Origin of the sequence: Cetobacterium sp. 2G large, assembly GCF_014250655.1 — a bacterium.
Taxonomy (GTDB): Bacteria; Fusobacteriota; Fusobacteriia; order Fusobacteriales; family Fusobacteriaceae; genus Cetobacterium_A; species Cetobacterium_A somerae.
Genome location: NZ_JACHTH010000005.1, coordinates 798,505 through 825,462, shown reverse-complemented (window position 1 = coordinate 825,462; position 26,958 = coordinate 798,505). Strand labels below are relative to the sequence as shown.

Below are 26,958 nucleotides of genomic sequence, written 5' to 3'. Positions count from 1 at the left end.
TTCCTCCATTCCCTTTTTTTATTTTATTCGCTATCTTTATATATTTTCATTTAAATATTTCATTAAAAAAGACTTCACCTAAAATATCGATGAAGTCTTTTAAGATTAATTATTAATTTTCTACATAAGCCTTTTTAAAATGATATCCTCCTAAAGGTGATTTTACCCATCCCTTTACTTTTGGATTAGCTGCAACAACACTTGTATAATAATAAAGTGGAATTATTGGCATATCATCCATTAAAATATTTTCAGCTTTATGAAGCAGCGCTGTTCTCTTTTCTGGATCATTCTCCTTTTGAGCTTCCTTTATTAAATTATCATACTCTGGATTAGAATATCCTGATACATTGTTTCCTCCTCCAGTTACCCAAAGATCTAAGAAGTTCATCGGATCATTATAATCAGCTATCCAACCATGTCTTGCAATATCATAATTTTTATTATTTCTAGTTGTTTGGAATACTGCCCACTCCTCATTTTTTAAATCTACATCTACACCTAGATTTTTCTTCCACATATCTTGAACTGCTTGAGCCACCATTGCATGTCCATCCCCTGTATTAAATGTAAATGTTAATTTTGGTATAGATTCTGGTGTTGTGTAACCAGCCTCAACCATTAATTTTTTAGCTAATTCAACATCTCCCTCTCCAGGCAAATATGCACTATTCTTTGTAAAGTCATTTCCGTCTGTAGCAACTATTCCTTCTGGAACAAAACTTCTAGCTGGAAGTTGTCCAGCCTTTGTAACCTCTTCAACAATAAGTTTTTTATTCAAACCTAAAGCAAGTGCTTTTCTTACTTTTGGATTTCCTAAAAACTTTACCACTTCTGGATTACTATTGTTACCAGACACATTTACAACATAAAAATATGTTCCTAAATATGGATATATTTTTCCTTCTCCACTAGCTAAAAGAGATGGTATCTCACTAGCTGGAGGAGCATCTATAATGTCAACTTCTCCCGCTTTAAAAGCATTTAAATAAGTTTTATCATCCACAATTATATCAAATCTTAATTCATCCAATTTCACATCATTTTTTCCCCAGTAATTTTCATTTGGAACTAATAATATATTTTCTTTAGGACTCCATGATTTAATTTTAAATGGTCCATTTCCTATATAAGTTTTAGCATCTATTGCCCATGCTGGATTATCTTTTACAACATCCTCTCTAAGTGGAAAGTATGATGGTAGAGATGTTAAAGATAGAAAATATGGTGTAGCATTCTCTAAAGTTACCTCTAAAGTTTTATCATCTATTGCTTTTACTCCAATCTCCTCTTCTGTAACCTCTCCATTATAAAACTTTTCACCATTTTTTAAATAAAATAGCATGTAAGCATATTCCATTCCTGTATCTGGTGTTAATCCTCTTTTCCAAGAGTAAACAAAATCCTGTGCTTTTACTGGTTTCCCATCAGACCATTTTCCATTCTCTTTCAGTTTAAAAGTATATACCTTACCATCAGGAGATACTTCAACACTTTCCGCTGCTGCTGGAACTAACTTTCCATCATCCCCTTCCATGAAAAGACCTTCGAATATGTTAGATGCAACAATTGAACCATCTACTGCTGTATTTAACTGTGGATCTATTGTTCTTGGATCAGTTCCTAAATTATAAGATATTGAATTTTTCTTACTCTCTACTGAAGTCTGTGCTTTTTTCTCTTCATCTTTCCCACCACATGCAACTAAAAATAAAACTGCTGATGCTATTGCTAAACTTTTTCCATTTAATCTCCCGAACATAAACTCCTCCTTTTAGATATTAGTATATAAATGACATGCAACTTTGTGATTCTCTCTAACCTCTATTAATTTAGGTTCTATCTCTTCACATTTTTCAAATGCTTTTGGACATCTACTTTTAAATCTGCAACCACCCTTTGGGTTTATTGGAGTTGGTATATCTCCCTCTAAAATTATTCTTTCTTTTTTTGATGATATATCTGGATCTGGTATTGGTATAGCTGATAATAATGCTTCAGTATAAGGGTGAAGTGGAGTATTATAAACCTCATCACTTGTTGAAATTTCAACTAACTTTCCTAAATACATTATTCCAACTCTATCAGAAATATGTTTTACCATAGATAGATCATGAGCTATAAAAAGATAAGTCAATCCTAATTTCTTTTGTAGCTCTTCTAAAGTATTTATTATTTGAGCTTGAATTGAAACGTCTAAAGCTGATATTGGTTCATCACAAACTATAAATTCAGGATTGCAAGCTAGTGCTCTAGCTATTCCAACTCTTTGTCTTTGTCCTCCTGAAAATTCATGAGGATATCTACTCATATGTGAAGAGTTTAATCCCACTAGTTCTAGTATCTCTAAAACTTTTTTATCTCTATTTTTCTCTTCATATAGATTGTGAATCTCCATTGGTTCTTTTATTATATCTCCAATAGTTTGTCTCGGATTTAAAGAGGCATATGGATCTTGAAATATCATTTGAATCTTTCTTCTAAAACTTTTCATCTCTTGAAAATTTAAGTTAGTTATATTTTTATTATCATATACTATCTCACCAGAAGTTGGTTCATATAATCTTACAACTGTTCTACCTAAAGTTGTCTTTCCACATCCAGATTCCCCTACTAATCCAAGTGTTTCTCCTTTTTTTATCTCTAGTGTTACATCATCAACTGCATGTAAAACTTTTTTATTTTTCTCAAATATACTTTTCTTTAAGTTAAAATGTTTACAAAGGCCTTTTATTTCAAGTAAATTTTCTCCCATCTCTCCTCCTTACCTTATACTTACTTTAGGTGCATCTTTATGATTTAACCAGCAAGCTGATTTGTGATTCTCATCAATTTTAAAAAGTGGTGGCATATTCTCCTTACACGCTCTCATTGCAAAATCACATCTTTGATAAAATGGACACCCTTTAGGAGGATTTAAAAGATCTGGTGGTGTTCCCATTATTGGTTTCAATGGCTCTTTCCCCAACCTTTCAGGATTTGGTACACTTTTTAAAAGCCCAGCTGTATATGGATGTTTTGTATTATAAAATATATCCCTTGTTAAACCTTGTTCTACAATTACTCCACCATACATAACATTTACACGATCACACATCTCTGCTACTACACCTAAATCATGAGTTATTAAAATTATTGATGTATTTATTGTTTGTTTTATCTTTCTCATTAAATCTAAAATTTGTGCTTGAATTGTTACATCTAAAGCTGTTGTTGGTTCATCTGCTATAAGTAGCTCTGGACTACAAGCTAATGCCATAGCTATCATAACTCTTTGTCTCATTCCACCTGAAAACTCATGTGGATACTGATTCATTCTAGCTCTTCCCATGGGAATCCCCACCGCATCTAAAAGTTCCACAGCTTTTTCAAAAGCCTCGCTATTGCTCATCCCTTTATGAACAATAAGTGTTTCCATTATCTGCTTTCCTATAGGAATTAAAAGGTTTAATGATGTCATAGGATCTTGGAATATCATTGACATTGTATTTCCTCTAATTTTATTCATCTGTTTCTCATTTATATTATCAATTCTTTGCCCCTTAAAAACTATTTCGCCCTCTTTTATTTTTCCATTTTCTTCAAGAAGTTTCATTATACTCATCATAGTAATACTTTTTCCACTTCCTGATTCCCCTACTACTCCTAAAACCTCTCCCTTTAAAAGGTCAAAGGTCACTCCCCTAACTGACTGCACCTCTCCATGATGTGTATCAAAAGATGTTCTTAATTTTTTTACTTCTAATAACTTTTCCATAACTACCCCCTTACCTTAGGATCTAATGCATCTCTTAATCCATCCCCTAATAGATTAAATGCCAATATTGTTAAACATATTGCTAAAGTTGGAAATACTAATTGATATGGATATAATCTAAATCCACCTAATGCATCATTTGCTAGCGTTCCCCAAGAAGCTGCTGGTGGAGTAATTCCTAAACCTATAAAACTTAAAAATGCTTCTGTAAAAATTGCTGATGGTATTTGTAAAGTTAATGTAACTATTATTGAACTCATACTATTTGGCAAAAGATGTTTAAAAAGTATTCTTCTATTTGAAGCTCCAAGTGTTCTAGCAGCTAAAATATACTCCTGCTGTTTTAACTGTAAAATCTCCCCTCTTACTATTCTTGCCATTCCAATCCAATATGATAATGCCAGTGCTAAAACTATATTTAAAAATCCACCTTTTTCAAAAGTAACCATAATTAAAATTACATATATTGTCATTGGAATAGAGTATATAATATCCACAACTCTCATCATAAAAGTATCAACTCTTCCTCCAAAATATCCAGATACTCCTCCATATAAAATTCCAATTATTAGATTTAAAAAAGATGCTATAAATGCAATTGCTAAAGAGTAACGTGCCCCATACATAACTCTCACAAAAATATCTCTTCCAAGTTGGTCAGTTCCAAACCAATGAGCTGCACTTGGAAATCTATTTGTCATACTTAAGTTAGTTTCAAAGATGCTATATTTTGAAAAAATCGGAACCACTACAGCAAGAGTTGTTATCAGTATAATAAATATTAATCCTGCTATTGAAAGTTTATTTTGTTTTAATTTTCTCCAAGCATCTTCAGCGAAAGTAAAACTTTTTCTAGTTATCTCCTCTTTCACCTTTTCGTTTTCAGTAGCAAATGTAAAATCTAACTCTGAACTTCCCTCTTTAGTTTCAGTATTAGTATATTTCACAGCTTTAGAAGAAAATATCTCTTCTCTAAAATTAGCAAAATCTACTTCTATATTTTTGTAAGCCATACTTCCTCCCTATTTATCAAGTTTAATTCTTGGATCAATAACTACATAAAGTAAATCTACAATTAGATTACAAATCATTAAAAATGCACTATAGAATATAGTCACTCCCAAAATAACTGTGTAATCTCTATTTGTTATTGTTGTTACGAATTCACTTCCTAAACCTGGAATTGCAAATATTTTTTCGATAACAAAGCTTCCAGTTAATATTCCTGCTACTAATGGACCAAGATATGTTACTATTGGAATTAGAGTATTTCTTAAAGCGTGTCTTATAATTATTCTTCCTCTACTTAGACCTTTTGCTCTTGCTGTCCTTATATAATCTGATTTCATAACCTCAATTAATTTTGATCTAGTTAATCTTGCTATAAAAGCTATTGAATAACCTGATAAAGCTACACTTGGTAAAATATAGGACTGCCAACTTTTAAGTCCCACAATTGGAAACAGTTTTAATTTTACTCCAAAAATATACATTAAGAAAACTCCTATTACAAAGCTTGGAATAGTTACACCAAATGTGGATAGTAACATACATAGTGAATCTGGCCACTTGTTAAAGTTTAGTGCTGCTAGTATTCCCAAAGCTATTCCTATAACTAGAGATAATGATACTGCTACTAGACCTAATTTTGCAGATGTTGGAAAGGAATAACCAATTATCCAGTTTACTGTTCTTCCCTCTCTTTTCATACTTGGCCCTAGATCTCCCCTTGATAAATCTTTTATGTATGCTACATACTGCTCACCTAAGGGTTTATCTAATCCAAATTTCTCTTCTAATTTTACTTTGATTTTTGGAGGTATATTCTTTTCCCCATCAAAAGGGCCTCCAGGCATGAGTCTCATTAAAAAAAATGTTAATGTGATAACTAAGAAAAGTGTAAAAATTGTTGTTAAAATTCTTTTTAAAATATATAGGACCATTCTTTTTACCCCCTATTAAAAATTTAAAAAGATTATACATCTTTATTTTATTTTTTGCAAATATTTTTTTATTTTTTTATTTTTTGCAAATATTTTTTATTTTACTGTATAAAAAAAACTTTATCTAAATTTTATAGATAAAGTTTTTTGCTTAAAATCCAATTACTCTTATAAAAAATGTTAGTATTGGAACAATTAATATTGCAGGAAGATAGTTTGCCACCTTTATTTTTGTTATTCCAATTATGTTTAATCCCAATGCTATTATTAGTAGTGACCCTACACTTGTTATCTCTGATATTGTATTTTGTGTTAAAATAGGTTCTAAATATTGTGCTAAAACTACTAACAATCCTTGAAAAAGAAAAACAAATAATGAAGAAAATAATACTCCTATTCCTAAAGTTGCTGCTAACATTGTCGATGAAATTAAATCTAAAAATGATTTTGTATAAAGCATTTGGTTATCACCTGTTAATCCAGCATTTAGTGAACCAACAATAGTCATAGCTCCTATACAAAAGAGAAGACTTCCTGTAACAAATCCTTGAGTTACAGACACTTTAGAGTTTTCATCCTTTTTTACTTTTCTTTCAAAATACTCTCCAATATTTTGGATTTTTTCATTTAAATCAATTCCCTCTCCTATAATTACCCCTAGGATAATTGATCCTATTAAAACCAATGGATTTTCACCTTTCAAAGTTCCAGAGATTCCTATTGATAGAGTACATAACCCAATTCCTATCATAATAGAGCTTGTAAACTTTTCTGAAATTTTACTTTTAAAAATTAAACCTACAAAACTACCGATAATTACAGCTAAGGTATTCACTATTACTCCTAGCATTTTACCACTCCCCTTATATCTTAATTTTCTATTTTCATATCCCCATCTTTTATAAATTCTCTTTTTCTAAGAAAAATTGATATTAGGTATGTTACCACTCCTGGGAGTAAAATGTAAAGAGTAATTATTAAAAAAATAGTTTTCACTCCTCCTCTTCCTATTTTATCCATAGTTATATAGCTCTCGAGTATTCCTACTAACCCACTTGTTCCCATTCCTGCTCCTGCAAAACTATTTTCCATTTTAAAAACTATCGTCACAAGTGGACTTAAAATAATTGATGCTAATATTTGAGGTATCCAAACTCTCCAATTTTTAACTATATTTGAAAATTGAAGCATAGATGTTCCCAAACCTTGCGCTACTAATCCTCCCCATCCATTTTCTCTAAAACTTGTCACTGCAAATCCAACCATTTGAGTACAACATCCAAGTGTCGCAGCTCCAGCTGCAAGGCCCTCTAACTTTAGCATCATTGCTATTGCAGCACTACTAATTGGTAAAGTTAAAGCCATTCCCATAAATACAGATATTAATATTCCCATAAAAAATGGGTGTAGTTCTGTTGATTCCATAACTAAAAATCCTATTGCAGTCATTAGCTTTCCTAAAATTGGACCTACACTTACTCCTACTAATCCTCCTACTAAAATTGTTATTGCTGGTGTTAAAACTATATCTAGTTTTGTTTCCTTTGAAATTAGTTTTCCAAACTCTGCACCAATTAAAGATGCTATATACGCTCCAACAGGTCCACCTAAAGAGTATCCAACCATTCCTGTAAAAGTTGATGAAAACAATACTAAAGGTGGAGCTTTCAAGCTATATGCTATAGCTACTCCTATTCCTGCTCCTGTTATATCTCTAGCAATAGGCCATATAGTATCTGTTAAAAATTTTATGCTTAATTGTTGACCAAGCATATTTAAGATTGACCCTGTTATTAAAGTAGAAAACATCCCTAGTGCCATAGCTCCTAGTGCATCTACAAAATATTTTTTTCCTGATAATTCTACATCTTTTCTTTTTAAAAATTCACGTATCTTCATAATGAAATATTATATCATACTAAACCTAAAAATGTCACTTTTTAACCATATTAGAACTTTTATTAACTTTAAACACTCTATATTCCTTACCTATTTGACACCTTATTTTGCTAATGATAGAATACAAAAAATCACTTTATTATTTTTTAAGGAGGAACCTTATGAGTAATCACACAAAAACAGATCAGAACAAAATGGGAATGACGGCTCTTGCATTAATGATTTTTACATCAGTTTATGGATTTGCTAATATCGCATTATCCTTTTTCAACATGGGATATTCTGCGATACCTTATTTCCTCTTATCAGCAGTTTTATACTTTATTCCGTTCTCTTTAATCATTGCAGAGATGGCACAAGCTTTTAAAGATGACCATGGTGGTATTTACACTTGGATGGAAAAGTCTGTGGGCATTAAATGGGCATTCACTGGAATTTTTATGTGGTGGATATCTTATGTTGTATGGATGGTTGGAAAAGCAACTAATATGTGGATCCCTCTATCTTTTGGTATCTTTGGTAAAAATATTTTTACAGATGCCAATGTTATGGCATGGACAGGATTGAAATCATCTCAATTTTTCGGAATTATTGGAATTATATTCATGATTTATACTACTTATGTAGCTATAAAAGGTATTAAAGGAATTTCAAAGGTTGCTTCAATCGGTGGAATTGCTGTTATAGCTTTAAATATTCTTCTATTCGTTGGAGGAATTTTAGTTCTTTTAACTAAGGGATTAACTTTTGGAGAGACTAGTTTCAACCTATTCACTTCTCCTAATCCTAACTTTGCAACTCCTGTTGCTTCACTAGGATTTTTAGTTTATTCAATCTTTGCTTTTGGTGGAATGGAAGCATCTGGTGGATTAGTTGACAATGTAAAAGATAAAAAATCATATATTGGTGGACTAACTTTTGCTGGAGCAATTATCTCTATTGGATATGCTATTGGAGTATTTTTAGTTGGAACATTTACAAACTGGGCTGACATTATGGGAGCTACTGATGTAAATGGTGAAGCAATTGTTAACTACGCAACTGTTACTTATGTTATTGTTGGACAACTTGGACTTACTCTTGGAAAAATATTCAATATGAGTAATCCTGAAATTTTAAAAGTTTTATTTGCTAGATTTGCTGGATTTGGAATGTTCTTCGCATATGTTGGAGCTTTCTTTACGCTGGTTTACGCTCCATTAAAACAGATGATTGATGGAACTCCTGAAGAGTTATGGCCATATGGAATTGGATCTGATGACCCAGTTACGAGAACTCCTAAAAAAGCTTTAATTATGCAAGCTATATTTGTTGTAGTTATGATAGCTCTTGTTGCTTTTGGTGGATCTGGAGCTTCTAAATTCTTTGCTACTTTACAAGGAATGACTAATATTGCTATGACACTACCATATATATTCATCTCATATGCTTACATTAAATTCTTAAATAATGATAGTATTGATAAGCCTTTCCAAGTTTTATCAAGAAATAAAAGTTTTGGTATCTTTGCTGGATGGATAGTAACTTTAGTTGTTACTTTTGCAAATATATTCTCAGTTATGGATTTAAATGGCTCTGATGTTGGAATTTTTGGAATAAATATACCTGGTGTTTACGATGAATTTATAATCGGACCAGTTATCTTCTCAATAATTTCATATTTAATCGTTCATCACTACGAGAAAAATAGAAAAAAATAATATTATTTTGTAAATTAAAAGGTATCTTGAATAATTTCAAGATACCTTTTTTATATTAGAATAGTTTTTTCTTATAGTATGCATCAGCTTGATATATTGCTGCCACAGGATTGTGACATAATACTCTATCTTTTACTGCAAATACAGTAACTGGTGCTTCCGAATGTTTTATAAATAATGTATCGTGTCCTACGCAAAGACCAAACAGTATATTTAAATCTGTTTTCTCTTCGTTTAAATGTAATGCTTGCCCAATTGGATTACACATAATATCATTTTTCACGTAAGTTTCTTTTTCCTCTTGAGGTATTCCTAAAAATCCCTTTAAAATAGCTCCATTTTTACAAATTACAGAAACTACTTTTAATCCGTGGTGCTCTAATATTTTTACAAAAGTTTTAGCTTCTTCGTGAAGTCCTGTGCAGAAAGCTAACCCTATACGCTCATATCCACATTTCTTTGCAAAAGCTATAGTCTCTTGAACACGAGTCCAATTTGTATTTCCTTCAGCTTCTACAAGTGCTGATTGAACAGCAATTGTTAAGTCATCTCCTACATGTAACTCTTTTGCTTTATTTTGCATCTCTTCATTTCTACTAGGACAAAATACCTTTGGCATTTTATCTTGGTCCTTTGATAAACAACCTCTTGTCATACATTTTGCACAAATACTCATTTTCTCTCTCCTAACTCATTGTTTTTGTTTTTATTTTTAATACTTATAAAACTCCTAGATAACTCATTCCATTATAAATACTAATTAAAATTATTCCTACAACCATGCATAGATATATTTTATCTACACCTTTTAGTGAAAGTTTTTTTGAAATTATAGGACCAACCGTACCTCCGATTACTCCTCCTGCAACCATCATTACAAATGCTAACCAAACAAATTCAGGTATCCCTTTAAAAATTGTTTGAGCTACGCTTACTCCCTGTGAAAACAGTATTATGTAAATAGAGTTTATTGCTGCTTCCTTTGAGTTTAAACCAAAACATAGATATAAAATCATTAAATTTATTGGCCCTCCACCAATACCTAAAAATGAAGATAATGCTCCTAATAGAAATCCAATTATTAAAGATACCGTTGTATTTTCTATATTAAAAGGTGTAATTTTTGATTTTTGAATAGTGAATATCAATACCCCAACTGTAACTGCCGCTAAAACAAATGATTGAACTGCTCCAGCCATATTTGGATCTCCACTTGCAACTCTTACCCAATCAAACAGCTGTTTACCTAAAAGACCTCCAATAGCTGCCCCAATGGCTAACGGTGTTCCTCTTTTTTTCTCTGGCCTTACCCCTGCCTTACTATTACGATATAGTGTCATCGTTGTCATTCCAAGTACAGTACATCCTGATAAAAAGCTAATTGTTGATACTTGCATTGTTCCCAAAGCATCAAGAATTGGTTTAATAATAACTCCTCCGCCAATACCACTTATAGCTCCTAAAATCGATGCCCCAAGACAAACTACAAAATACAATATTTCCATACTACTCCCCTCGTACTATTTTATTTTTTGTTTTGCTTAATTTTATCTGATATTTGACTTATACGTCAACACAATGTTTTTGTATTATTTATTTTGTTTATTTTTTAATCTTTAGTAGCTTTTTTAATTCACTTTTTGTAAATTTTTAGCTGCATTTTCACCTGAAATTTTTCCAAATACCGTTATATCTGTAATAGCATTACTTCCTAAACGATTTTTCCCATGAATATCTCCAGTAACCTCTCCAGCAGCAAATAACCCCTCTATTGGATTTCCATTTTTATCTAAAACTCTCCCTTTTGAATCTATTACTAATCCACCCATTGTATGATGAATAGCTGGGGTATTTTTTAGAATATAATATGGTCCCTCTGTAAATGCTACAAGTCCACCTCTTTTATTAAACTCTAAATCTTTTCCATTTTTAGCATACTCATTATACTTTTCAACAGTATTTTTCAACTCTTTTGCATCTATTCCAAAATGCTTTGCAGCTTCATCAATAGTATCTGCTTTCACTAAAATTCCTCTTCTTAATAAGGCTTCATACTCTCCTTTATGATGAACAGCTACTTCTGTTTTATCTAATTGGGCTTGATCCCAGAATAAGTATCCTACTCCACCAGTTTGTTTAGTTATAGCAAAAGAGATTACATCTCTTCTATCTAACTCTTCAACAAAACGTTTTCCCTCTTTATTAACTAAAATTGCACTTCCTGCTAATCTTACATCTCCTGTATAAAGTAGCGCTCCATTTTCTGGATCACAAACTGGATAAGTTTGGATAAATTCCATATCTGTTGTTGCTGCTCCTACTTTTTCTCCCATTACAATTCCATCACCAGTTATTCCAGTTGTATTTGTAGAAAGAATCTTTTCATCCATTCTTGGATCATGTTTTTTTCTCATCTCTATATTTGAACCGAATCCACCACTTGCTATAATTACTCCATTTTTCCCCATAAAATTATGTGTTTCTGTTGGTGTTAAAGCTTTTACTCCAACTACTCTATTTCCTTCTGTTATTAATTCCACTGCATTCATCTCTAAATAAACTGGAATTCCTAACTCTTTTGCTTTTGTCATTAATTTTCCAATAACTTCTACACCACTTGCTCCATTTGGAACTAAACTTCTTTTAACTGAATGTCCACCAAAAAACATCTGTCTATCTTCAAATACAACATTTACATAATCTTTTAACCATATTGCTCCATCTAATGCGTTATCAGCTAAAACTCTTACTAAATTAGGATTGCTTTCGTTGTCTCCACCTTTCATTGTGTCATTGAAAAATTGATCCTTACTATCTTTTAGCCCCTCTTTTTTTTGTACCCAGTTTTCTGGTGCTGCATACTCTGCTCCAGAAATAAGTGTGTTCCCACCTGGAAAAGCCATTTTCTCTATAACAGTGACATTAGCTCCATTTAGTTTCGCTTCTATTGCTGCAATTAATCCCGCTCCACCAGCTCCGATAACAACAACATCATCTTTATGCTCTACCACTTTATCAGTGAATTTTTCTTTAGTCTCTTTAACTCTTCTTAAATCTGTTTTATATCCTGAAGATTTTATTGCATTATTTATAGCTGCTATAACTCCCCTACTTGTTCCTGTTGCACCAGCTACTACATCTACTCCTAGCCCTTGTGTTTGTAAAACTTTTTTTGGAATAATATTTACAGGTGCCTCTGATATTATTGGCGTATCTGTATTTGAAATTACTTTTATATCCTCTATTTTATCTTTAGAGAGTTTTACCTCTACTTTTATCTCTCCTTTATATCCATTTGCACTTCCTAAGTATATTCCCTCTTTAAAATTTTCTCCCATACTTAGATTCCCCATAACTACCATCAACGACAATAACAATAATCTTTTTTTCATTCAAAAACTCCTCCGTATCTATACTAGTATATTTTATAATAATATATTTATAACTAAAAAACAACATTTTATCGTTTTTTTAAACTTATAATTTTTAAATATTAAAAAATAATAATATTTATTATATATATTTTCTAATTATTTTATTACATATATCATTTTATAACATCATTATTTTTTAATTACTTTTATAATTTTAAGACCATATTTAAAGTATTTTACTTGAAAAACAAATGTAAATATCTACTTTTTCATTTTTTTGGACAAACGTTAATTTTTTTGACTCTCTAATTTTGAATTTAAAACGTTCGTTTGAATTTATCCTTATAAAGGTAGAATTACTTATAAAATCAACCTAAAGTGTTCAAAACTACCTAAAATACCCTTTCAAATATTTGTATTACACTCTCTTTTTATTTTACTTTGACTTTCAAATATTTTATTGATATAATTAATGTAAAATGAATTTTATAGAAAGAGGTATTTATATGAACAATATTTTATTTGCATTCCTTTTAACACTCGGTGCTGGATTATGCACTGGAATTGGAAGCTTTATTGCATTCTTCTCTAAAAGAACAAACATAAAATTTTTATCAGTGACGCTTGGATTTTCTGCAGGTGTTATGATATATGTTTCATTTATAGAGATTTTCCCCACAGCTCAAGAATCACTTATTAAATTTGCAGGAGAAAAAAATGGAACAATTTTTACTGTACTTGCCTTCTTTGGAGGAATGCTTTTAATAGCTTTAATTGATAAATTAATCCCAAGTTATGAAAATCCTCATGAGGTAAAAAATATTGAAGATATCAATGATAAAACACTGGAGAAAAATAGAAGTTTGCATAGAATGGGAATCTTCTCAGCATTAGCTATTGGTATTCATAACTTCCCAGAAGGATTAGCAACTTTTATGAGTGCAATAGATAACCCCACTCTAGGAATTTCTATCGCAATAGCAATAGCACTGCATAATATTCCAGAAGGAATAGCTGTATCAGTCCCTATTTACTTTTCAACTGGAAGTAAAAAAAAGGCTCTTATGTACTCCTTTTTATCAGGAGTATCAGAACCTCTTGGAGCAGTAATTGGATATTTAATATTACTACCTTTTATGAATGATTTAATTTTCGGTATAATTTTTGCTGGAGTCGCAGGTATCATGGTCTTCATCTCTTTAGATGAACTACTTCCTGCAGCAGAAAAATATGGCGAACACCATTTATCTATCTATGGACTAATAAGTGGAATGATTGTCATGGCAACTAGTTTATTAATATTTTAGTAATTTTATTTAAAAGTTTTTTTAAAAAAATAAAAATCTAAGGTAGATATAAAATATATCTACCTTAGATTTTTATAGCTTTCAATTATTATTCATCACTTTTTCAAGCATAATATCTAATATTACTTTATCCGTAGTTTGCATCCCTAACTTTGATACCCTACCTAAATTTTTTACAGTATCTTCTGGAGTAGAAGCACAAATTCCATTGCTCGAAGGAATAACTATATCTGAATAAGCTAGATACGCACTCATTACAGCTGCATTACTTGCTGTTGCCAGTTTTAAAGCACATCCTATTTTACCACCATCACAGATCATTCCTGTAAGATTTGCTATCATATTAATAATTGTTTTTCCCATTTGGTTCGTACTTCCATTCATAAGATAAACCATTGCACTTGAAGCACTTGTTGCTGCTGCAACACCACATCCACATGTTGCGGAAAGTTTTCCTGAAAATTGTTTAATATAAACATTTAAAGTATGAGCTATAGCTAAAGCCCTCAAAAGTTTAATTTTTTCAGATTCCATATATTTTGCAAACTCTACCACTGGTATTATTGTTGTTAAACCATGATTTCCACTTCCAGCACTACTCATAGCAGAATATGGACATCCTGACATTCTACTTTCTGATGCACTTGCTACCTTAACCATTATTCTACTAAAAAGAGTATCTCCTAAAACGTCATTTTTTGTAAGCTTTTTTAAACTGTGTGCTATTCCAAGCCCATCTTTATTTTGCTCTGATAAGCCAAAATCTGCCAAAGCAGTATTCATTAACACTCCATCATACATAAACAAAAGTTCCTCTTCTGTACAACTATCAATAATCCTAACTATTTCTTCTATTTTTAAATCTGATAATCTCTTGTATAATTGGTTATCTAAAATAGTCAACTCTTTTTGTTCACTTAGTAAAACACCATTTTTTTCTATTAAAAAAATATTATCGTGAGAATTTTTAATTATGCATCTTGCAGTTCCTTCAGTAGTTTTAATGATAGCTTCAATATAAAGGACTTCTTTTGATCTATCAATAGTTACTATAACTAATTTTTTTTCAATTAACTCTATTGTTTTTTTACTGATTTCATCTGTTATTTTATTAAAAAGTTGAAGTTTATCTTTTGGATTCGAAAGTAAAGCTCCTAAAGCAGCTGCATAATTTAATCCAACATGTTTAAATCCAGGTATTCCTACAGCCATTCCATTTTTATATATACTGGGGTTAACAATAATTTCAATTTTTTCAATAGCTCCACCAACTATTTCAGCAGCTGTAGCAGTGGATAAAGCCACTGCTACAGGTTCAGTACAACCTAAAGCTGGTACAACCTCTTGATGTAAAAGTTCTAATAATTCAATTTTATTCATTAGCTCTCTAACTCCTATAAAATATCATCTAAATTTAAAGTAACTTTTTCATCTTTTAAAAAACAAGGAATTCCAAGTCCTCCTTTATTTTTTACTTCTTCATATATAGGATTAGTTTCTCTAATATTTAAATACTCTTTTAAAGCTGGAAAACTTGAAGATATATCTTTAAAATCAAAATCTACCTTATTCTCTTTAAGTTTGCATAAAGCGTAAATTGTGTCTGGACATAAATGACTACCTATAACTATTATTTTCATAAAACTCTCCTTTTATACTTTTTTATATTTTAAACTGTTAAAACTTCCTCTTTATTTTCCTCAATCCATTTTTCTCCCTCTACAACTCTAGAAACCATCATAGAAGCAATTGTATCTCCAGCGGCATTTAAACAAGTTGCCATTGGATCAACTAAAAATCCTAATGTAGCAACAATTGGAAATGCTTCAGGTGGAAATCCGAATAAACTCACTATTAGCATTTCACCAACTAATCCCCCTCCTGGAGCTCCAGATAATACAAATGCACTAAGTATTGATACAACTAACGCCATAAGATACGTATCTATTCCTGCAAATTCAAGATCAAATATTCCAAATAAAAAACTTATTTTTAAAATAGATGAAATTACTGATCCGTCCATATGCATTGTTGCTCCCATAGGTAACACAATTTCATATACATCTTTTGGAACACCTATGTTTTTACATGCTGCCATATTTGTTGGTAATGTGGCAACTGAACTTTGTGTAGCAAATGCTGTAAGAGCTGGTGTTAGTATATACTTTGACATTCTACTTACTCCCTCTTTTCCTCCAGAAATATAAGCATAAAGTGGAAATGCTAATACGGCATACAAGATACAAGTTGGATAGTATATTAACATCGCTCTTCCGTAATCACCTAATAATTTAGGTCCAAACTCACCGATTAAACTTGCAAAATATGCTCCTAAACCAACTGGAGCTAATTTCATAATTAATTCAACAAGTTTCATTATGATATTGTTCATATTATTTAATAATTTTCCAACTGGACTTTCCTCTCCACCACAAACAGATACACTAAATCCAAATCCAATAGAAGCAATAATAATCGGTAACATATTTTTACGACTAAATAATCCACTAAAATCATTAACTGTTAAAGAATTTACAATTAAATTAGCTGCGCTACTAGGAGTTCCCATATTCCCTGAATTTAAAACAATTTTTGCTCCAACTGCAGGTGGAAAAATATTAACAACTACAAATATTAAAATAGCTGCTACTATACCAGTTCCTATAAAAATAGCCATTAAGCTTCCTAAAATTTTCCCAAGTCTTTTCATATTTAACATATTTCCAACTGCTGTTGAAATTGATATAAAAACCATTGGAACAACAATTGTAAACATTAAATTCAGAAAAATATCCCCAATTGGTGAAAGAATCATAGCTTTTTCTCCTAAAACAACACCGACAATACTACCTACAATAATCCCCAATAAAAGTAAAATTGAACTTCCATAATTTCCCCAAAATTTTGATCTTTCCATTTTTTTACTACCTCCCTCAGTTTATAATTCGTCAACTGCTTTTTTTAACTGATCCAATGCTTGTTTTAAAACACTTTTTGGACATGCAACATTTAATCTCATAAATCCACTTAACTCTTTATCAAATGCTGTTCCACTATTTAAACCAAGTTTTGCTTTTTCAATCATAAATTTCTCTAACTCTGTATTAGTAAGATTTAAAGCTCTACAATCTAACCACATTAAGTATGTTGCATCAGGAGCATAAGTTTTAATTTTTGGAATATTTTCTTTACAATATTCAACTACGAAATCAAAGTTATTACTAATATATGGTAACAGCTGATTTAACCACTCCTCTCCTTCGTTGTAAGCTACTTCCATAGCAACAGATGAAAAAGAATTATTACGATGAATATCTTTTGAAAACCACCATTTATCAAACTCATCTTTCAACTTATTATTTGGAAAAACAATAGTACAAGCTTGTAATCCTGCTAAATTAAATGTCTTTGTTGCTGAAAAACAAGTTACCACTGTTTTTTTAGCTAAATCACTTACTGTTGCTGTTGGAATAAATTTTTTGTCATGAAAAATCAAATCCGAATGAATCTCATCACTTACTAGTAAAACATCGTTCTCTGCACAAAGATTTACAATTTTTTCAATTTCCTCTTTTTTCCATACTATGCCTAATGGATTATGTGGATTACAAAATAAAAACATAGAGACTTTTTTTATTTTATTTTCAAAATCTTCCCAATCAATAGACCATTTTCCATCTTTCTCTACAAAATGATTTGTTAATATATGATTACCTGAGTTTTGAACTATTTCGAAAAATTCTCCATAAACTGGTGGTTGAATTAAAATACTACTTCCACTTTTACACCAAATTTCAGCCATCACTGTCATAGCAGGAACTACTCCTACAGAAAATGAGCATAATGATTTATCAATCTCCCACCCGTTTCTTCGCTTTTGCCAATCGCACCCAGCTTTAAAATAACTATCTGGTCTTGAAACATAACCAAAGATTCCCTCTTCAGCTTTATTTTTTAAAGCATCTATAATTGGTTGAGCTGTTTTAAAGTCCATATCTGCTATCCAAAGTGGTATTAAATCATCTGTCCCAAATTTTTTTATTCGTTCATCATATTTTGCACATCTAGTGTTTGCTCTAGAAATAACTTCATCAAAATTATATTTCATCTTCTAGTTTTCAACTCCTTTTGTAATTTATAATCAGATATTACCACGAAACAATATAGTTGTAAAATTGAATATATTGATATATAATATAGAAAAAAATTGTATTTTAGAACATTAAATACAATAGTATGGAGTTAATATGAATAATAGCGATGTTATAGCTTTTTCAGAAGTTGTTAAACAAGGAAGTTTTTCTAAAGCTGCAGAAAAACTTTTTATTACTCAATCTGCTTTAAGTTCAAAAATCAAAAACCTTGAAGTGGAACTTGATTGTAAACTTTTTTATAGAAGAAAAGGTGTAAGATACGTTGAACTTACCAAAGCTGGAAAAGATTTTTTAAATTTAATTGATCGATGGAATAAGCTTTGGTTCGAGATGTCCAATATTAAATCTACAGTGTCTGATATTTCTTTTGTAGTTTCTGCATTAAATAGTATTAGCACTTCTCTTCTTCCACAAGTTTTTCTAAATTTTTTAGAAGGAAATAGTAAAGTCTTTTTAAAAACAGAGGATTTATCTAGTTATGCTTCTTATGATGCCATTGAAAATAGAACGGTTGATTTTTCTATTGTAGTTGATCAAAGATACTCTTTAAATGTTTCTTGTAATCCATTATTTTCAGAAAAAATGGTAATAATCTCTGGAAATAACTCTAGTTTTTCTGATAAAATTGATTTATCAGAACTAGACCCTTCTAAATTCATTTATTGTCCTTGGTTTTTAGAATTTGAACAATGGTGCCAAGTTTGTTTTGGGAAAAATTTTAAACCCTATATTCAAATTCAAATAGTACACCAAATAGAATTTATGTTAACAAATAAAGATTGTTGGTGTATTGTGCCAAACACTGTTGCTCAAATGCTTGTGAAAAAATCAAATATAAAAGTTCATGAAACAAACTCTAATCTCCCTAAAAGAAAGATATTTTATTTACACTCCATTGAAAATAGATATGAAAATCATATTATTTCTGAATTAATTTATCATTTGAAATGTGAACTTATCAAATTAGAGAAAAATGGAGTTTTAGAATGTGATTTTCAATATGTTGAAAAAGATTTTGAATTGATATAAAAAATTAAAAAAGTTAGGTGAATTATGGAAAACGATAAGTTAAAAAAGATTTGTATTATTACTGGAGGAAGTGGTGGCATTGGTTACCAGCTTTCTGAAGGCTTTAATAAAAAAGGATATAAAGTAGTTGTTTTAGATATTAAAAAGCAAAAAGAACTTTCAAAAGATATTGATTTTATAAAAGTTGATTTGAGATTAGAAAATGAAATAAAATATGTCTTTTCTCAAGTTATAGAAAAATATGGAACGGCTCACATACTTATAAATAATGGAGCTATTTCAAATTTTAACAAAAGTATTGAAGATATCTCTATCAATGAATTTGATGATGTTATAAATGTCAATCTTCGTGGAAGTTTTATATGCTGTAAGGAGTTTATAAAAGCAAATAAAAAACAAAACTATGGGCGAATAATAAATATTGCATCTACTCGGTGGAATCAAAATGAAGCTAACTGGGAAGCTTACGGTGCTTCAAAAGGTGGATTAATCTCTATGACTAACACTCTTGCTATCTCTCTTTCTAAAACACCTATTACTGTTAATGCAATAAGTCCTGGATGGATACAAGTAGATAATTATGAAGATTTAACAGAAACTGATCACTCTCAACATCCTTCAGGTAGGGTGGGTATTCCTCGAGATATCCTTAATGCTTGTTTATTTTTAGCTAATCCTGAAAATGATTTTATTAATGCTGCAAATTTAGTCATTGATGGTGGTATGACTAAAAAAATGATTTATGAATAGTAAATAATTTACAAATAAAAAAGTAGAGGGCAACCATCACAAATCCCTCTACTTCACTACTAAATCACCTTTGAATAACTTTAAAACTTTCAATCATTTTCTTAAAAAACTTTTTAAATCTCTTAATAGTAAAACAGTTTACTGACTTTAAATCTATTACCTCATATAATAGTTAGAAAAACAACTTCACGATTTGTTAAAATTAATTAAAATACTATTTTTCTTCATTTTTTAAAAATTAAAACATCTTTGAAACTGTGTGATGGCTATTTTCTTACTTTAAAACTTTTAAATTCTTTTCTACCTTCTAACTATTATTATAACTTTTAGACGTTTTTTTTCTAAAAAAAAGTTTGAAAAAATTTGAATTTTTCATTATCCCTCTCCAGTAACACTTTACTTATGCTTTATTTAGCCATTCTATTAACTTTTCATAATTTTCTTCAGCATCTTTTAAGCCAAGTTTATATAATGTATCTATTTTATTTAAATCTTTTTCCAATCTATCTACTACCACAACCTCACTTGGTCTAAAAACAAAGACATCATCTTTTCTTTCTAACTCCTCAATTTCTCTTAAGGTTCGATTATATACCAAATGTCTTCTATTAAGAGCTTTAGCTACTTTTGGATATTTTTTATAATATAAATTTATCAACAGTTGTAATTTCAAAGGATCTTTTTTATATGTCTTGTCCTCTGTTAAAATAATTACATTTTTGTTGTTTCCATCTAAAATCGATTGAACTATTGGAATAGGAGAAGCAATCCCACCATCTAAATATATCTTTTCATTGATTGTTGCTTCTTTAGATAAAAATGGTAAACTTCCAGAAGCAATTAAAGCTTCTAATAAATCATCTGTTTTTCTAAAATCTTTTTTACTAAAAAATTCTGTTTTTCCCTTCAAACAATTAAAAGCTCCTACTTTGAACTCTAAATCACAATTAGCAAAGGTTTCGAAATCAAAAGGTGAAATGTCATATGTAATTTTTTTATATGCAAAATCTGTATTAATATAACTACCATTTTTTATTAAATGTTTATATCCCATATACCTATCATCATTTAAATACTTTAATATAATGTCAATATTTCTTCTTTTCTGTCTAGAAGCATATGATGCTGAATAAATAGCTCCTGCTGATACTCCAACTGTATATTTAAAATATAATTTTCTTAATAAAAAATAGTCTAAAATACCTGATGTGTAAGCTCCTCTTAACCCACCACCTTCTAATACTAACCCTATATTATTCATAGTTCATAACTCCTTTAATTATCTGAAAGATTATTTTAAAATTTTAATACTATATATATAAATATACCTAAAAATCAAAAAAGTCAACATTTTTTTGAATCATGGGTCAAATGTGTGTATTATTAATACAAATATATATTGTGCTTCTTTGAAAAAAGTTATATAATACTCTATAGTCTTAAAAATTCTATATTGATAAAATATACCTAGGAGAAAATAAATGGAAACAATTATAAAAGATTTGAAAAATGAGTTATCTTATAAAACTAGATTAGAAGCTTTAGATAAAATTAAAGATTACGATTTAAATGATGAGGAGTATTTTTTTATAAAAATTCTTGTAATTAAATTAGCTTTAAATGATAGAGTTTTTGCTGTGAAGCACGCTGCTTTTTTACTTTGTCAAAAAAATAAACTTAAAAAAAATAACGAACCTATCAATTTAGGAAAAAAGAATACAGGATATTCTCCTAATGACGTTAGAAAAATGTTTTTAAAAATTAAAAGACAAACAGGAATGGAGGCTTTAGATTTAGATCTTTTTAAAGAGTACTTCCAAACTATCGCTCCTCAAATGTATGACGTTATGTCTTCTGAGCATATGTATTTTGATAACTGGATAAGAGGTATTTATAAATATTTATCTAAATAATTGTAAATTTAAATTACCCCCTACTTAAATATAAGTAAGGGGTAATTTTATATGTTTATTTTAAATCTAATTAATTTCAATTAACAGAAATTTACTATCTGTTTTAGCTTTTATTTCATACAGAACATTGGGAGGGATTACTATAATTTGATCCTCTTTTAAAATCTCTTTCTGATTATTAATAGCTATATCTAGCTCTCCATGTAAATTTAAAATTAGCAGTTCACCTTCAGTTTTATTATGCTCAATCTCTTCATTTTCAGATATGGCAAACATTAATGACGTTAGATTCTCTAAATTTAAAACTCTTTTACTGACAACTCCACCTTTAAATCCAGTCACTATATCTTTCATTAAAAGTTCTTTTGAATACTCTAAATTTACAAACCCACCAATCTCTTCGTGTTTTTTTACTATTATCAATAACATTTTAGCCTTTTCTAAAGCTTTTAAAGCATGAGGTATATTTGCAGGCATTAATATCATCTCACCTTTTTTTACTTTATGAACTATTTTATTTATAGAAATTTCTAACTCTCCGTCTAAAACATAAACTAAAGCATCTGCTGGAGCACTATGTTCACTTAACATCTCTTCTTTATCAAAAGCAAAAACAGCTGAATTCAAAGAATTTTTTAAAGCAATCATCATACTATTTATCGTTTTTTCTCCATAAGGAACTAAATCTTCCAAATTTATAACTTTATTGAACTCCATATTTCTTATTGCATTCATTTTATTTCACCTCAATTTTTATTAAATAAAATTAAAACTATCTAAAATGAATTTTACCTCAATATGAAAATAAAATATGTATCATATGTTACTCTTTTAATAATTTTTAATTTTTTTCATCTAAAATTAATTTATAAATAACTCCTGCAATGATAGCACCTGCTAATGGAGCCACCCAGAATATCCATAGCTGATTAAGTGCTTCTCCTCCTGCAATAAGTGCAACTGCTGTACTTCTAGCAGGATTTACAGATGTATTTGTAACTGGAATACTAATTAAGTGGATTAAAGTTAATCCCAATCCAATAGCTATTGGAGCAAATCCTTTTGGAGCCTTTTCAGATGTTGATCCTAATATTATAAATAAAAACATAGCTGTTAATACTACTTCTGTTAATACTCCAGAAGCTAATGAGTACCCATTTGGAGAAAGAGCTCCAACACCATTCAATGCAAATCCGTTATCTAAAATAAAAGTTGAAGAACCAGAAGCTATTGCAAGTAATACTAATCCTCCAATAAATCCTCCTACAACTTGAGCTAATATATATGGAATAACCTCTTTTTTATCAAACTTCCCAGCTGTAAATAATCCTATTGTAACAGCAGGATTTAAATGACATCCTGATATATGTCCTATTGCAAATGCCATAGTTAAAACTGTTAATCCAAAAGCTAAAGCCACTCCAGTAAACCCAATTCCTAGCTCTGGATATCCTGCCGCTAAAACAGCACTTCCACACCCTCCTAAAACTAACCAAAAAGTTCCTAAGAACTCTGCAAATAATTTTCTAAACATTATTTTATACCTCCTAATTTATAACAATTTTTTAACAAAAAATATTATATCAAAGTTTACATATAGTTAACAATGTAAATTTTTTTAAAACACTAGTGTCTCTTTGTATCGTTTTTTTATTTTACACAATGTACTGAAAATACTGATTTATTAACGCAACTTCTTTAAACTAGATTGTAATATTATTCTAAAAATGACACAATTTTTTAGAGTATAAATCTATTTTGAAAAAATGATTTTATAATATATAATAACATTAGAATAAAATTAGCATGGGGGAAATTTAAAATGAAAGAAAATTTGGCAATTGTTGCCTCATCATTATTTACAGCTATGAGTGCAGTTTTACTTTTTAAAACTGTTGATAAAGAAGTTGTAAGAGATGAAATATTTGATCCTTTAACTGGATTTTTTAATAGAAGTGAATACAATAGATTTTGTTTAAAAAACAATTTAAAAACAGGGGTTGCAATTTTAATAGACTTAGATAATTTCAAAGAAGTTAATGATACATATGGTCACCACATTGGAGATAAAGTTCTGGTTGAATATGCAAGCATTTTAAAAAAAGTGTTCAGAGATGAGTTTGGAGAGAATAATATATTTAGAATATCAGGAGATGAATTTTACTGCTTTTTAAAAAATACAGAATATAATAATATTTTAAAAATATTAAAAACTAGACTAAAAGAAAGTTATTTTTTAGAAAAATATGACGTTAAATCAAGTATTGGGGCACATCGCAAACAAGAATACGAAAAAATAGAGTTATCTTTTGTTAATGCAGATTTTGCAATGTATGAAGCTAAAAAAATATATGGTCACACAGTTTACGAAACAAATGAAGCATTTTTAAAATTAAAAAAAAGAGAAAATTTAATAAAAAAAATAGTAAAAGAAAGTGTCGAAGAAATTTATGTATTAATTCAGCCTAAAGTTTCTTTAGATGATCCAAGTCAAATTGTTGGTGCTGAAGTTTTAGCAAGATGGAAAAATAAAATATTAGGTGAAATTTATCCCAATGAATTTATCCCAATCGCCGAAGAATTAAAAATAATCGATACAATTGATTTTAAAGTCGCAGAAGAAGCTATTAAAATCTCTAAAGAATGGGTTGCTACAGGTAAGGTTAAAGATGATTTTGTAATATCTTTTAATTTTTCAATGTTAACTTTAGAAAAAAAAGATGTCGTTGAAAGAGTTTTAAAGCTTTTAAAAAAATATAGTTTAAATGGAAAAAATATAGAAATTGAATTAACTGAAAGCATTTTTAGTTCTGATTTAAAAGAGTTAATGGAAAAAATAAAAAAACTTAGAGATAATAAGATAAATATATCACTAGATGACTTTACAGCAGGACACTCAACCGCAGCTATTTTGCCAATTTTAGATATTCAAACGGTAAAATTCGATAGAACACTTTTAGAAAGTGTTAGTAAAAGTAAAAAAGGAAAAATTATGTACGAAAGTTTAATTAAAGTCATAAAAAGTTTAAATTTAAAAATGGTATCAGAAGGAATAGAAACTCAGGAAGAATTAGAATTTTTAAAAAAAAATGGTATCTTTGTAGGACAAGGCTACCTCTTTTCTAAACCTGTTTCCAAAAAGTTATTTTTTGAGAATAAAAATTAACTATCATTTTATAATAAAAAAAGATTCTTTCTAATATTAATTGAAAGAACCTTTTTTATTTTACAAGAAATTAAATATTAAAAATCTTCTTCTTCAACCTCAAGAAAACTTTCAATCTCTTTTAATCCAACAAATACATTTTCTTCACTAATATCGTCATCTGTTGAAACAATTAAAGTTGGAAAGACTTTAACTGAATACTCTTCTACAAGTGATTTATTCTCCTCAACATCTACATATTTGACATTTTCAAAGTCTTTCAAAATCTCAATAACCTCTTCAGATTCTTTTGAATTTTTTTTATAAAAAAGTATCATTTCTAAACCTCCTAATTAATATAGTTGTAGAAATATACTAAAAAAACATTGAAATCCTTCAAAAAATATAATGTATTCTAAACTACCACTTTCTTTGGCAGATTTCTTTTTAGCATTATAACTGTTATAACAGAACTTATTGTATCTGCTATTGGTTGAGCTAACCATATTCCTCGTAATCCTAAAAGTTTTGAGCAGATTGTTATTAACGGAATTAATAAAATAACTTGTCTTAATAAACTTAAAAACATAGCTATTTTTCCTTTACCTACAGCTAAAAAGTAGTTACTTCCAGCCATTGCTAATCCTATTGCTGGCATTGCAATTAGGTATATTCTCATTCCTTCTACTGACATTTTTATAATCGTTGGGTCATTATTAAACATTTTAACTATTGTAATTGGAAAACTTTCTATAAAAAATAGTATTACAAAAAATATTAAAGTTCCAACTCCCATAGATATTTTAAGAGCTTCCTTCATTCTATCAAACTGTTTTGCTCCATAATTATATCCAATAACTGGTTGAGCTCCTTGAGATATTCCATATACAGGCATAAAACAAAGAAGAGCAACTGCATTAACTGTTGTCATAGCTCCAATTGCTAAGTCTCCACCATAAGTTTTTAAAGCATTGTTATTTATTACTTGAACCATACTTGTAGCTAATTGCATTACAAATGGAGATATTCCAATGGACAAAATAAGTTTTATAATATTTAAATCTAAAGAAAAATACTCTTTTTTTATTTTCAAATCTGACCTTTTACTTTTAAAATAAGCATATGATAAAACTAGTGTCACAATTTGAGAAAATATAGTAGCATAAGCAGCACCTTTTACTCCTAAATTCAGTACAAATATAAATATTGGATCTAAAATAATATTTACTAAGCAACTAAAAACCATTATAGCCGAACAAATTTTCGGACTTCCATCAGCTCTAATAATATTATTCAAAGCATAGCCCATTATATTAAATACAGTTCCATATAAAATAATAGTGATGTAATCTTTGGCATATTTAAATGTTATATCACTAGCTCCAAAGCTTTTTAGTATCGGCTCCATAAAAAGAGTTCCAAGTATTGTTATTCCTATTCCTAAAATTATAGACAGTGTAATAATATGTCCAACTATTTTTTCTGCATCTCTTTTTTTATCCTCTCCCAATTTTATAGAGATATTTGCTGTAGCTCCTATCCCTATTAACATTGAAAAAGCTAAAACTATATTAGCTAATGGTAGTGTAACTCCTACTCCTGTTATAGCTAATGTTCCAACTTCTGGCATATTTCCAATATAAATTCTGTCAACTACATTGTATAAAGCACTTACTAACATACTTATTATTGCTGGAATAGAATATTTTAATAGTAAACTCTTTATATTTCCATCTTTTAACGTCATATTTTTTTCACTCATATTTTACTTTTTAAATTTACTCCTTCATTTTCAGTCTTGATAATTAGTTTACACCTTTTACTAAAAATAATCAATAAAAAAATGACTAATCAGTCATTTTTTAAAATGTCAATTAATTTATTTTTAATTCTCAAAATAGCAAATTTTTATTTCTATATTAAAATATCTTTAATAAAAAAAAGATATTTAAAACTTTTTAGTAAAAATTTAAAACAAGTGTAAAAA

General features: G+C 29.4%; 25 protein-coding genes. 6 read left to right on the top strand and 19 right to left on the bottom strand.

Annotation, left to right across the window (positions count from 1 at the left end):
- Positions 1–112 precede the first annotated feature (112 nt).
- From H5J23_RS06755 to H5J23_RS06725, 7 genes are all read right to left on the bottom strand, one after another.
- Positions 113–1,762, bottom strand: a complete 1,650-nt coding sequence (locus H5J23_RS06755) for a peptide ABC transporter substrate-binding protein (protein WP_023050857.1) — start codon at positions 1,760–1,762, stop codon at positions 113–115.
- Between the two features lie 12 nt (positions 1,763–1,774).
- Complete coding sequence (locus H5J23_RS06750) at positions 1,775–2,755, bottom strand: ABC transporter ATP-binding protein (RefSeq protein WP_023050856.1); 981 nt, start codon at positions 2,753–2,755, stop codon at positions 1,775–1,777.
- 9 nt (positions 2,756–2,764) lie between these two features.
- The gene (locus H5J23_RS06745; RefSeq protein WP_185891463.1) at positions 2,765–3,757 is read right to left on the bottom strand and encodes an ABC transporter ATP-binding protein; all 993 of its coding nucleotides are present in this window, start codon (positions 3,755–3,757) and stop codon (positions 2,765–2,767) included.
- Between the two features lie 2 nt (positions 3,758–3,759).
- Positions 3,760–4,770, bottom strand: a complete 1,011-nt coding sequence (locus tag H5J23_RS06740; RefSeq protein WP_023050854.1) for an ABC transporter permease — start codon at positions 4,768–4,770, stop codon at positions 3,760–3,762.
- Positions 4,771–4,779: 9 nt separating this feature from the next.
- The gene (locus tag H5J23_RS06735) at positions 4,780–5,700 is read right to left on the bottom strand and encodes an ABC transporter permease (RefSeq protein WP_040407313.1); all 921 of its coding nucleotides are present in this window, start codon (positions 5,698–5,700) and stop codon (positions 4,780–4,782) included.
- 151 nt (positions 5,701–5,851) lie between these two features.
- Positions 5,852–6,550: a DUF554 domain-containing protein gene (locus tag H5J23_RS06730; protein WP_185891461.1), complete on the bottom strand. Its 699-nt coding sequence runs from the start codon at positions 6,548–6,550 to the stop codon at positions 5,852–5,854.
- Positions 6,551–6,570: 20 nt separating this feature from the next.
- Positions 6,571–7,599, bottom strand: coding sequence for a PTS transporter subunit IIC (locus H5J23_RS06725; RefSeq protein WP_023050850.1), 1,029 nt, complete (start codon positions 7,597–7,599; stop codon positions 6,571–6,573).
- Between the two features lie 161 nt (positions 7,600–7,760).
- On the opposite strand from H5J23_RS06725, the gene yjeM reads away from it, so the two are divergent.
- The gene (yjeM, locus tag H5J23_RS06720; RefSeq protein ID WP_023050849.1) at positions 7,761–9,299 is read left to right on the top strand and encodes a glutamate/gamma-aminobutyrate family transporter YjeM; all 1,539 of its coding nucleotides are present in this window, start codon (positions 7,761–7,763) and stop codon (positions 9,297–9,299) included.
- 55 nt (positions 9,300–9,354) lie between these two features.
- Here yjeM and H5J23_RS06715 read toward each other — a convergent pair whose 3' ends face one another.
- The 3 genes from H5J23_RS06715 to H5J23_RS06705 form a co-directional block, all read right to left on the bottom strand.
- On the bottom strand, positions 9,355–9,975 hold the full coding sequence (locus H5J23_RS06715) for a DUF1847 domain-containing protein (RefSeq protein WP_023050848.1): 621 nt from the start codon (positions 9,973–9,975) through the stop codon (positions 9,355–9,357).
- A 43-nt stretch (positions 9,976–10,018) separates the two neighbouring features.
- The gene (locus H5J23_RS06710) at positions 10,019–10,804 is read right to left on the bottom strand and encodes a sulfite exporter TauE/SafE family protein (protein WP_023050847.1); all 786 of its coding nucleotides are present in this window, start codon (positions 10,802–10,804) and stop codon (positions 10,019–10,021) included.
- 123 nt (positions 10,805–10,927) lie between these two features.
- Positions 10,928–12,691, bottom strand: coding sequence for a flavocytochrome c (locus H5J23_RS06705; protein WP_185891459.1), 1,764 nt, complete (start codon positions 12,689–12,691; stop codon positions 10,928–10,930).
- A 488-nt stretch (positions 12,692–13,179) separates the two neighbouring features.
- Here H5J23_RS06705 and zupT point away from each other — a divergent pair, with 488 nt between their 5' ends.
- A complete protein-coding gene (gene zupT / locus H5J23_RS06700) occupies positions 13,180–13,980 on the top strand; it encodes a zinc transporter ZupT (RefSeq protein ID WP_185891457.1) in 801 nt (266 codons plus the stop codon).
- A gap of 81 nt (positions 13,981–14,061) precedes the next feature.
- Here the strand turns inward: zupT and H5J23_RS06695 are convergent, their stop codons facing one another.
- The 4 genes from H5J23_RS06695 to H5J23_RS06680 are packed head-to-tail and all read right to left on the bottom strand — an operon-like array spanning position 14,062 to position 18,088.
- On the bottom strand, positions 14,062–15,360 hold the full coding sequence (locus H5J23_RS06695) for a serine dehydratase subunit alpha family protein (protein ID WP_185891455.1): 1,299 nt from the start codon (positions 15,358–15,360) through the stop codon (positions 14,062–14,064).
- A 14-nt stretch (positions 15,361–15,374) separates the two neighbouring features.
- Positions 15,375–15,620 (bottom strand): glutaredoxin, encoded by a 246-nt coding sequence (locus H5J23_RS06690; protein WP_185891453.1) that lies wholly within the window; start codon positions 15,618–15,620, stop codon positions 15,375–15,377.
- Positions 15,621–15,649: 29 nt separating this feature from the next.
- On the bottom strand, positions 15,650–16,897 hold the full coding sequence (locus H5J23_RS06685; RefSeq protein ID WP_185891451.1) for a dicarboxylate/amino acid:cation symporter: 1,248 nt from the start codon (positions 16,895–16,897) through the stop codon (positions 15,650–15,652).
- Between the two features lie 21 nt (positions 16,898–16,918).
- Positions 16,919–18,088 carry a MalY/PatB family protein gene (locus tag H5J23_RS06680; protein ID WP_185891449.1) on the bottom strand — a complete coding sequence of 390 codons (1,170 nt, stop codon included), beginning with the start codon at positions 18,086–18,088 and terminating at the stop codon, positions 16,919–16,921.
- Between the two features lie 139 nt (positions 18,089–18,227).
- Between H5J23_RS06680 and H5J23_RS06675 the strand changes: the two genes are divergently transcribed.
- Both H5J23_RS06675 and H5J23_RS06670 read left to right on the top strand, forming a co-directional pair.
- The gene (locus H5J23_RS06675) at positions 18,228–19,163 is read left to right on the top strand and encodes a LysR family transcriptional regulator (protein ID WP_185891447.1); all 936 of its coding nucleotides are present in this window, start codon (positions 18,228–18,230) and stop codon (positions 19,161–19,163) included.
- Between the two features lie 24 nt (positions 19,164–19,187).
- The gene (locus H5J23_RS06670) at positions 19,188–19,913 is read left to right on the top strand and encodes an SDR family oxidoreductase (RefSeq protein ID WP_185891445.1); all 726 of its coding nucleotides are present in this window, start codon (positions 19,188–19,190) and stop codon (positions 19,911–19,913) included.
- A 400-nt stretch (positions 19,914–20,313) separates the two neighbouring features.
- On the opposite strand, the gene H5J23_RS06665 is transcribed toward H5J23_RS06670, so the two are convergent.
- The gene (locus tag H5J23_RS06665; RefSeq protein WP_185891443.1) at positions 20,314–21,174 is read right to left on the bottom strand and encodes a patatin family protein; all 861 of its coding nucleotides are present in this window, start codon (positions 21,172–21,174) and stop codon (positions 20,314–20,316) included.
- A 220-nt stretch (positions 21,175–21,394) separates the two neighbouring features.
- Between H5J23_RS06665 and H5J23_RS06660 the strand changes: the two genes are divergently transcribed.
- Complete coding sequence (locus H5J23_RS06660) at positions 21,395–21,826, top strand: hypothetical protein (protein WP_023051725.1); 432 nt, start codon at positions 21,395–21,397, stop codon at positions 21,824–21,826.
- A gap of 66 nt (positions 21,827–21,892) precedes the next feature.
- Here H5J23_RS06660 and H5J23_RS06655 read toward each other — a convergent pair whose 3' ends face one another.
- Entirely contained in the window at positions 21,893–22,561 is a 669-nt protein-coding gene (locus tag H5J23_RS06655) for a cupin domain-containing protein (RefSeq protein ID WP_185891441.1), read from the bottom strand.
- A gap of 106 nt (positions 22,562–22,667) precedes the next feature.
- Positions 22,668–23,360 carry an aquaporin Z gene (gene aqpZ, locus H5J23_RS06650; protein ID WP_185891439.1) on the bottom strand — a complete coding sequence of 231 codons (693 nt, stop codon included), beginning with the start codon at positions 23,358–23,360 and terminating at the stop codon, positions 22,668–22,670.
- A 288-nt stretch (positions 23,361–23,648) separates the two neighbouring features.
- On the opposite strand from aqpZ, the gene H5J23_RS06645 reads away from it, so the two are divergent.
- Entirely contained in the window at positions 23,649–24,992 is a 1,344-nt protein-coding gene (locus H5J23_RS06645; RefSeq protein WP_185891437.1) for a bifunctional diguanylate cyclase/phosphodiesterase, read from the top strand.
- Positions 24,993–25,069: 77 nt separating this feature from the next.
- Here H5J23_RS06645 and H5J23_RS06640 read toward each other — a convergent pair whose 3' ends face one another.
- Entirely contained in the window at positions 25,070–25,309 is a 240-nt protein-coding gene (locus tag H5J23_RS06640) for a hypothetical protein (RefSeq protein WP_185891435.1), read from the bottom strand.
- A gap of 77 nt (positions 25,310–25,386) precedes the next feature.
- The gene (locus tag H5J23_RS06635; RefSeq protein ID WP_185891433.1) at positions 25,387–26,733 is read right to left on the bottom strand and encodes an MATE family efflux transporter; all 1,347 of its coding nucleotides are present in this window, start codon (positions 26,731–26,733) and stop codon (positions 25,387–25,389) included.
- Positions 26,734–26,958 lie beyond the last annotated feature (225 nt).

Excerpts from the sequence above, each read along its gene's own strand:
- H5J23_RS06755 (WP_023050857.1), bottom strand. The coding sequence starts at position 1,762 with ATGTTCGGGAGATTAAATGGAAAAAGTTTAGCAATAGCATCAGCAGTT.
- H5J23_RS06750 (WP_023050856.1), bottom strand. The coding sequence starts at position 2,755 with ATGGGAGAAAATTTACTTGAAATAAAAGGCCTTTGTAAACATTTTAAC.
- H5J23_RS06745 (WP_185891463.1), bottom strand. The coding sequence starts at position 3,757 with ATGGAAAAGTTATTAGAAGTAAAAAAATTAAGAACATCTTTTGATACA.
- H5J23_RS06740 (WP_023050854.1), bottom strand. The coding sequence starts at position 4,770 with ATGGCTTACAAAAATATAGAAGTAGATTTTGCTAATTTTAGAGAAGAG.
- H5J23_RS06735 (WP_040407313.1), bottom strand. The coding sequence starts at position 5,700 with ATGGTCCTATATATTTTAAAAAGAATTTTAACAACAATTTTTACACTT.
- H5J23_RS06730 (WP_185891461.1), bottom strand. The coding sequence starts at position 6,550 with ATGCTAGGAGTAATAGTGAATACCTTAGCTGTAATTATCGGTAGTTTT.
- H5J23_RS06725 (WP_023050850.1), bottom strand. The coding sequence starts at position 7,599 with ATGAAGATACGTGAATTTTTAAAAAGAAAAGATGTAGAATTATCAGGA.
- yjeM (WP_023050849.1), top strand. The coding sequence starts at position 7,761 with ATGAGTAATCACACAAAAACAGATCAGAACAAAATGGGAATGACGGCT.
- H5J23_RS06715 (WP_023050848.1), bottom strand. The coding sequence starts at position 9,975 with ATGAGTATTTGTGCAAAATGTATGACAAGAGGTTGTTTATCAAAGGAC.
- H5J23_RS06710 (WP_023050847.1), bottom strand. The coding sequence starts at position 10,804 with ATGGAAATATTGTATTTTGTAGTTTGTCTTGGGGCATCGATTTTAGGA.
- H5J23_RS06705 (WP_185891459.1), bottom strand. The coding sequence starts at position 12,691 with ATGAAAAAAAGATTATTGTTATTGTCGTTGATGGTAGTTATGGGGAAT.
- zupT (WP_185891457.1), top strand. The coding sequence starts at position 13,180 with ATGAACAATATTTTATTTGCATTCCTTTTAACACTCGGTGCTGGATTA.
- H5J23_RS06695 (WP_185891455.1), bottom strand. The coding sequence starts at position 15,360 with ATGAATAAAATTGAATTATTAGAACTTTTACATCAAGAGGTTGTACCA.
- H5J23_RS06690 (WP_185891453.1), bottom strand. The coding sequence starts at position 15,620 with ATGAAAATAATAGTTATAGGTAGTCATTTATGTCCAGACACAATTTAC.
- H5J23_RS06685 (WP_185891451.1), bottom strand. The coding sequence starts at position 16,897 with ATGGAAAGATCAAAATTTTGGGGAAATTATGGAAGTTCAATTTTACTT.
- H5J23_RS06680 (WP_185891449.1), bottom strand. The coding sequence starts at position 18,088 with ATGAAATATAATTTTGATGAAGTTATTTCTAGAGCAAACACTAGATGT.
- H5J23_RS06675 (WP_185891447.1), top strand. The coding sequence starts at position 18,228 with ATGAATAATAGCGATGTTATAGCTTTTTCAGAAGTTGTTAAACAAGGA.
- H5J23_RS06670 (WP_185891445.1), top strand. The coding sequence starts at position 19,188 with ATGGAAAACGATAAGTTAAAAAAGATTTGTATTATTACTGGAGGAAGT.
- H5J23_RS06665 (WP_185891443.1), bottom strand. The coding sequence starts at position 21,174 with ATGAATAATATAGGGTTAGTATTAGAAGGTGGTGGGTTAAGAGGAGCT.
- H5J23_RS06660 (WP_023051725.1), top strand. The coding sequence starts at position 21,395 with ATGGAAACAATTATAAAAGATTTGAAAAATGAGTTATCTTATAAAACT.
- H5J23_RS06655 (WP_185891441.1), bottom strand. The coding sequence starts at position 22,561 with ATGAATGCAATAAGAAATATGGAGTTCAATAAAGTTATAAATTTGGAA.
- aqpZ (WP_185891439.1), bottom strand. The coding sequence starts at position 23,360 with ATGTTTAGAAAATTATTTGCAGAGTTCTTAGGAACTTTTTGGTTAGTT.
- H5J23_RS06645 (WP_185891437.1), top strand. The coding sequence starts at position 23,649 with ATGAAAGAAAATTTGGCAATTGTTGCCTCATCATTATTTACAGCTATG.
- H5J23_RS06640 (WP_185891435.1), bottom strand. The coding sequence starts at position 25,309 with ATGATACTTTTTTATAAAAAAAATTCAAAAGAATCTGAAGAGGTTATT.
- H5J23_RS06635 (WP_185891433.1), bottom strand. The coding sequence starts at position 26,733 with ATGAGTGAAAAAAATATGACGTTAAAAGATGGAAATATAAAGAGTTTA.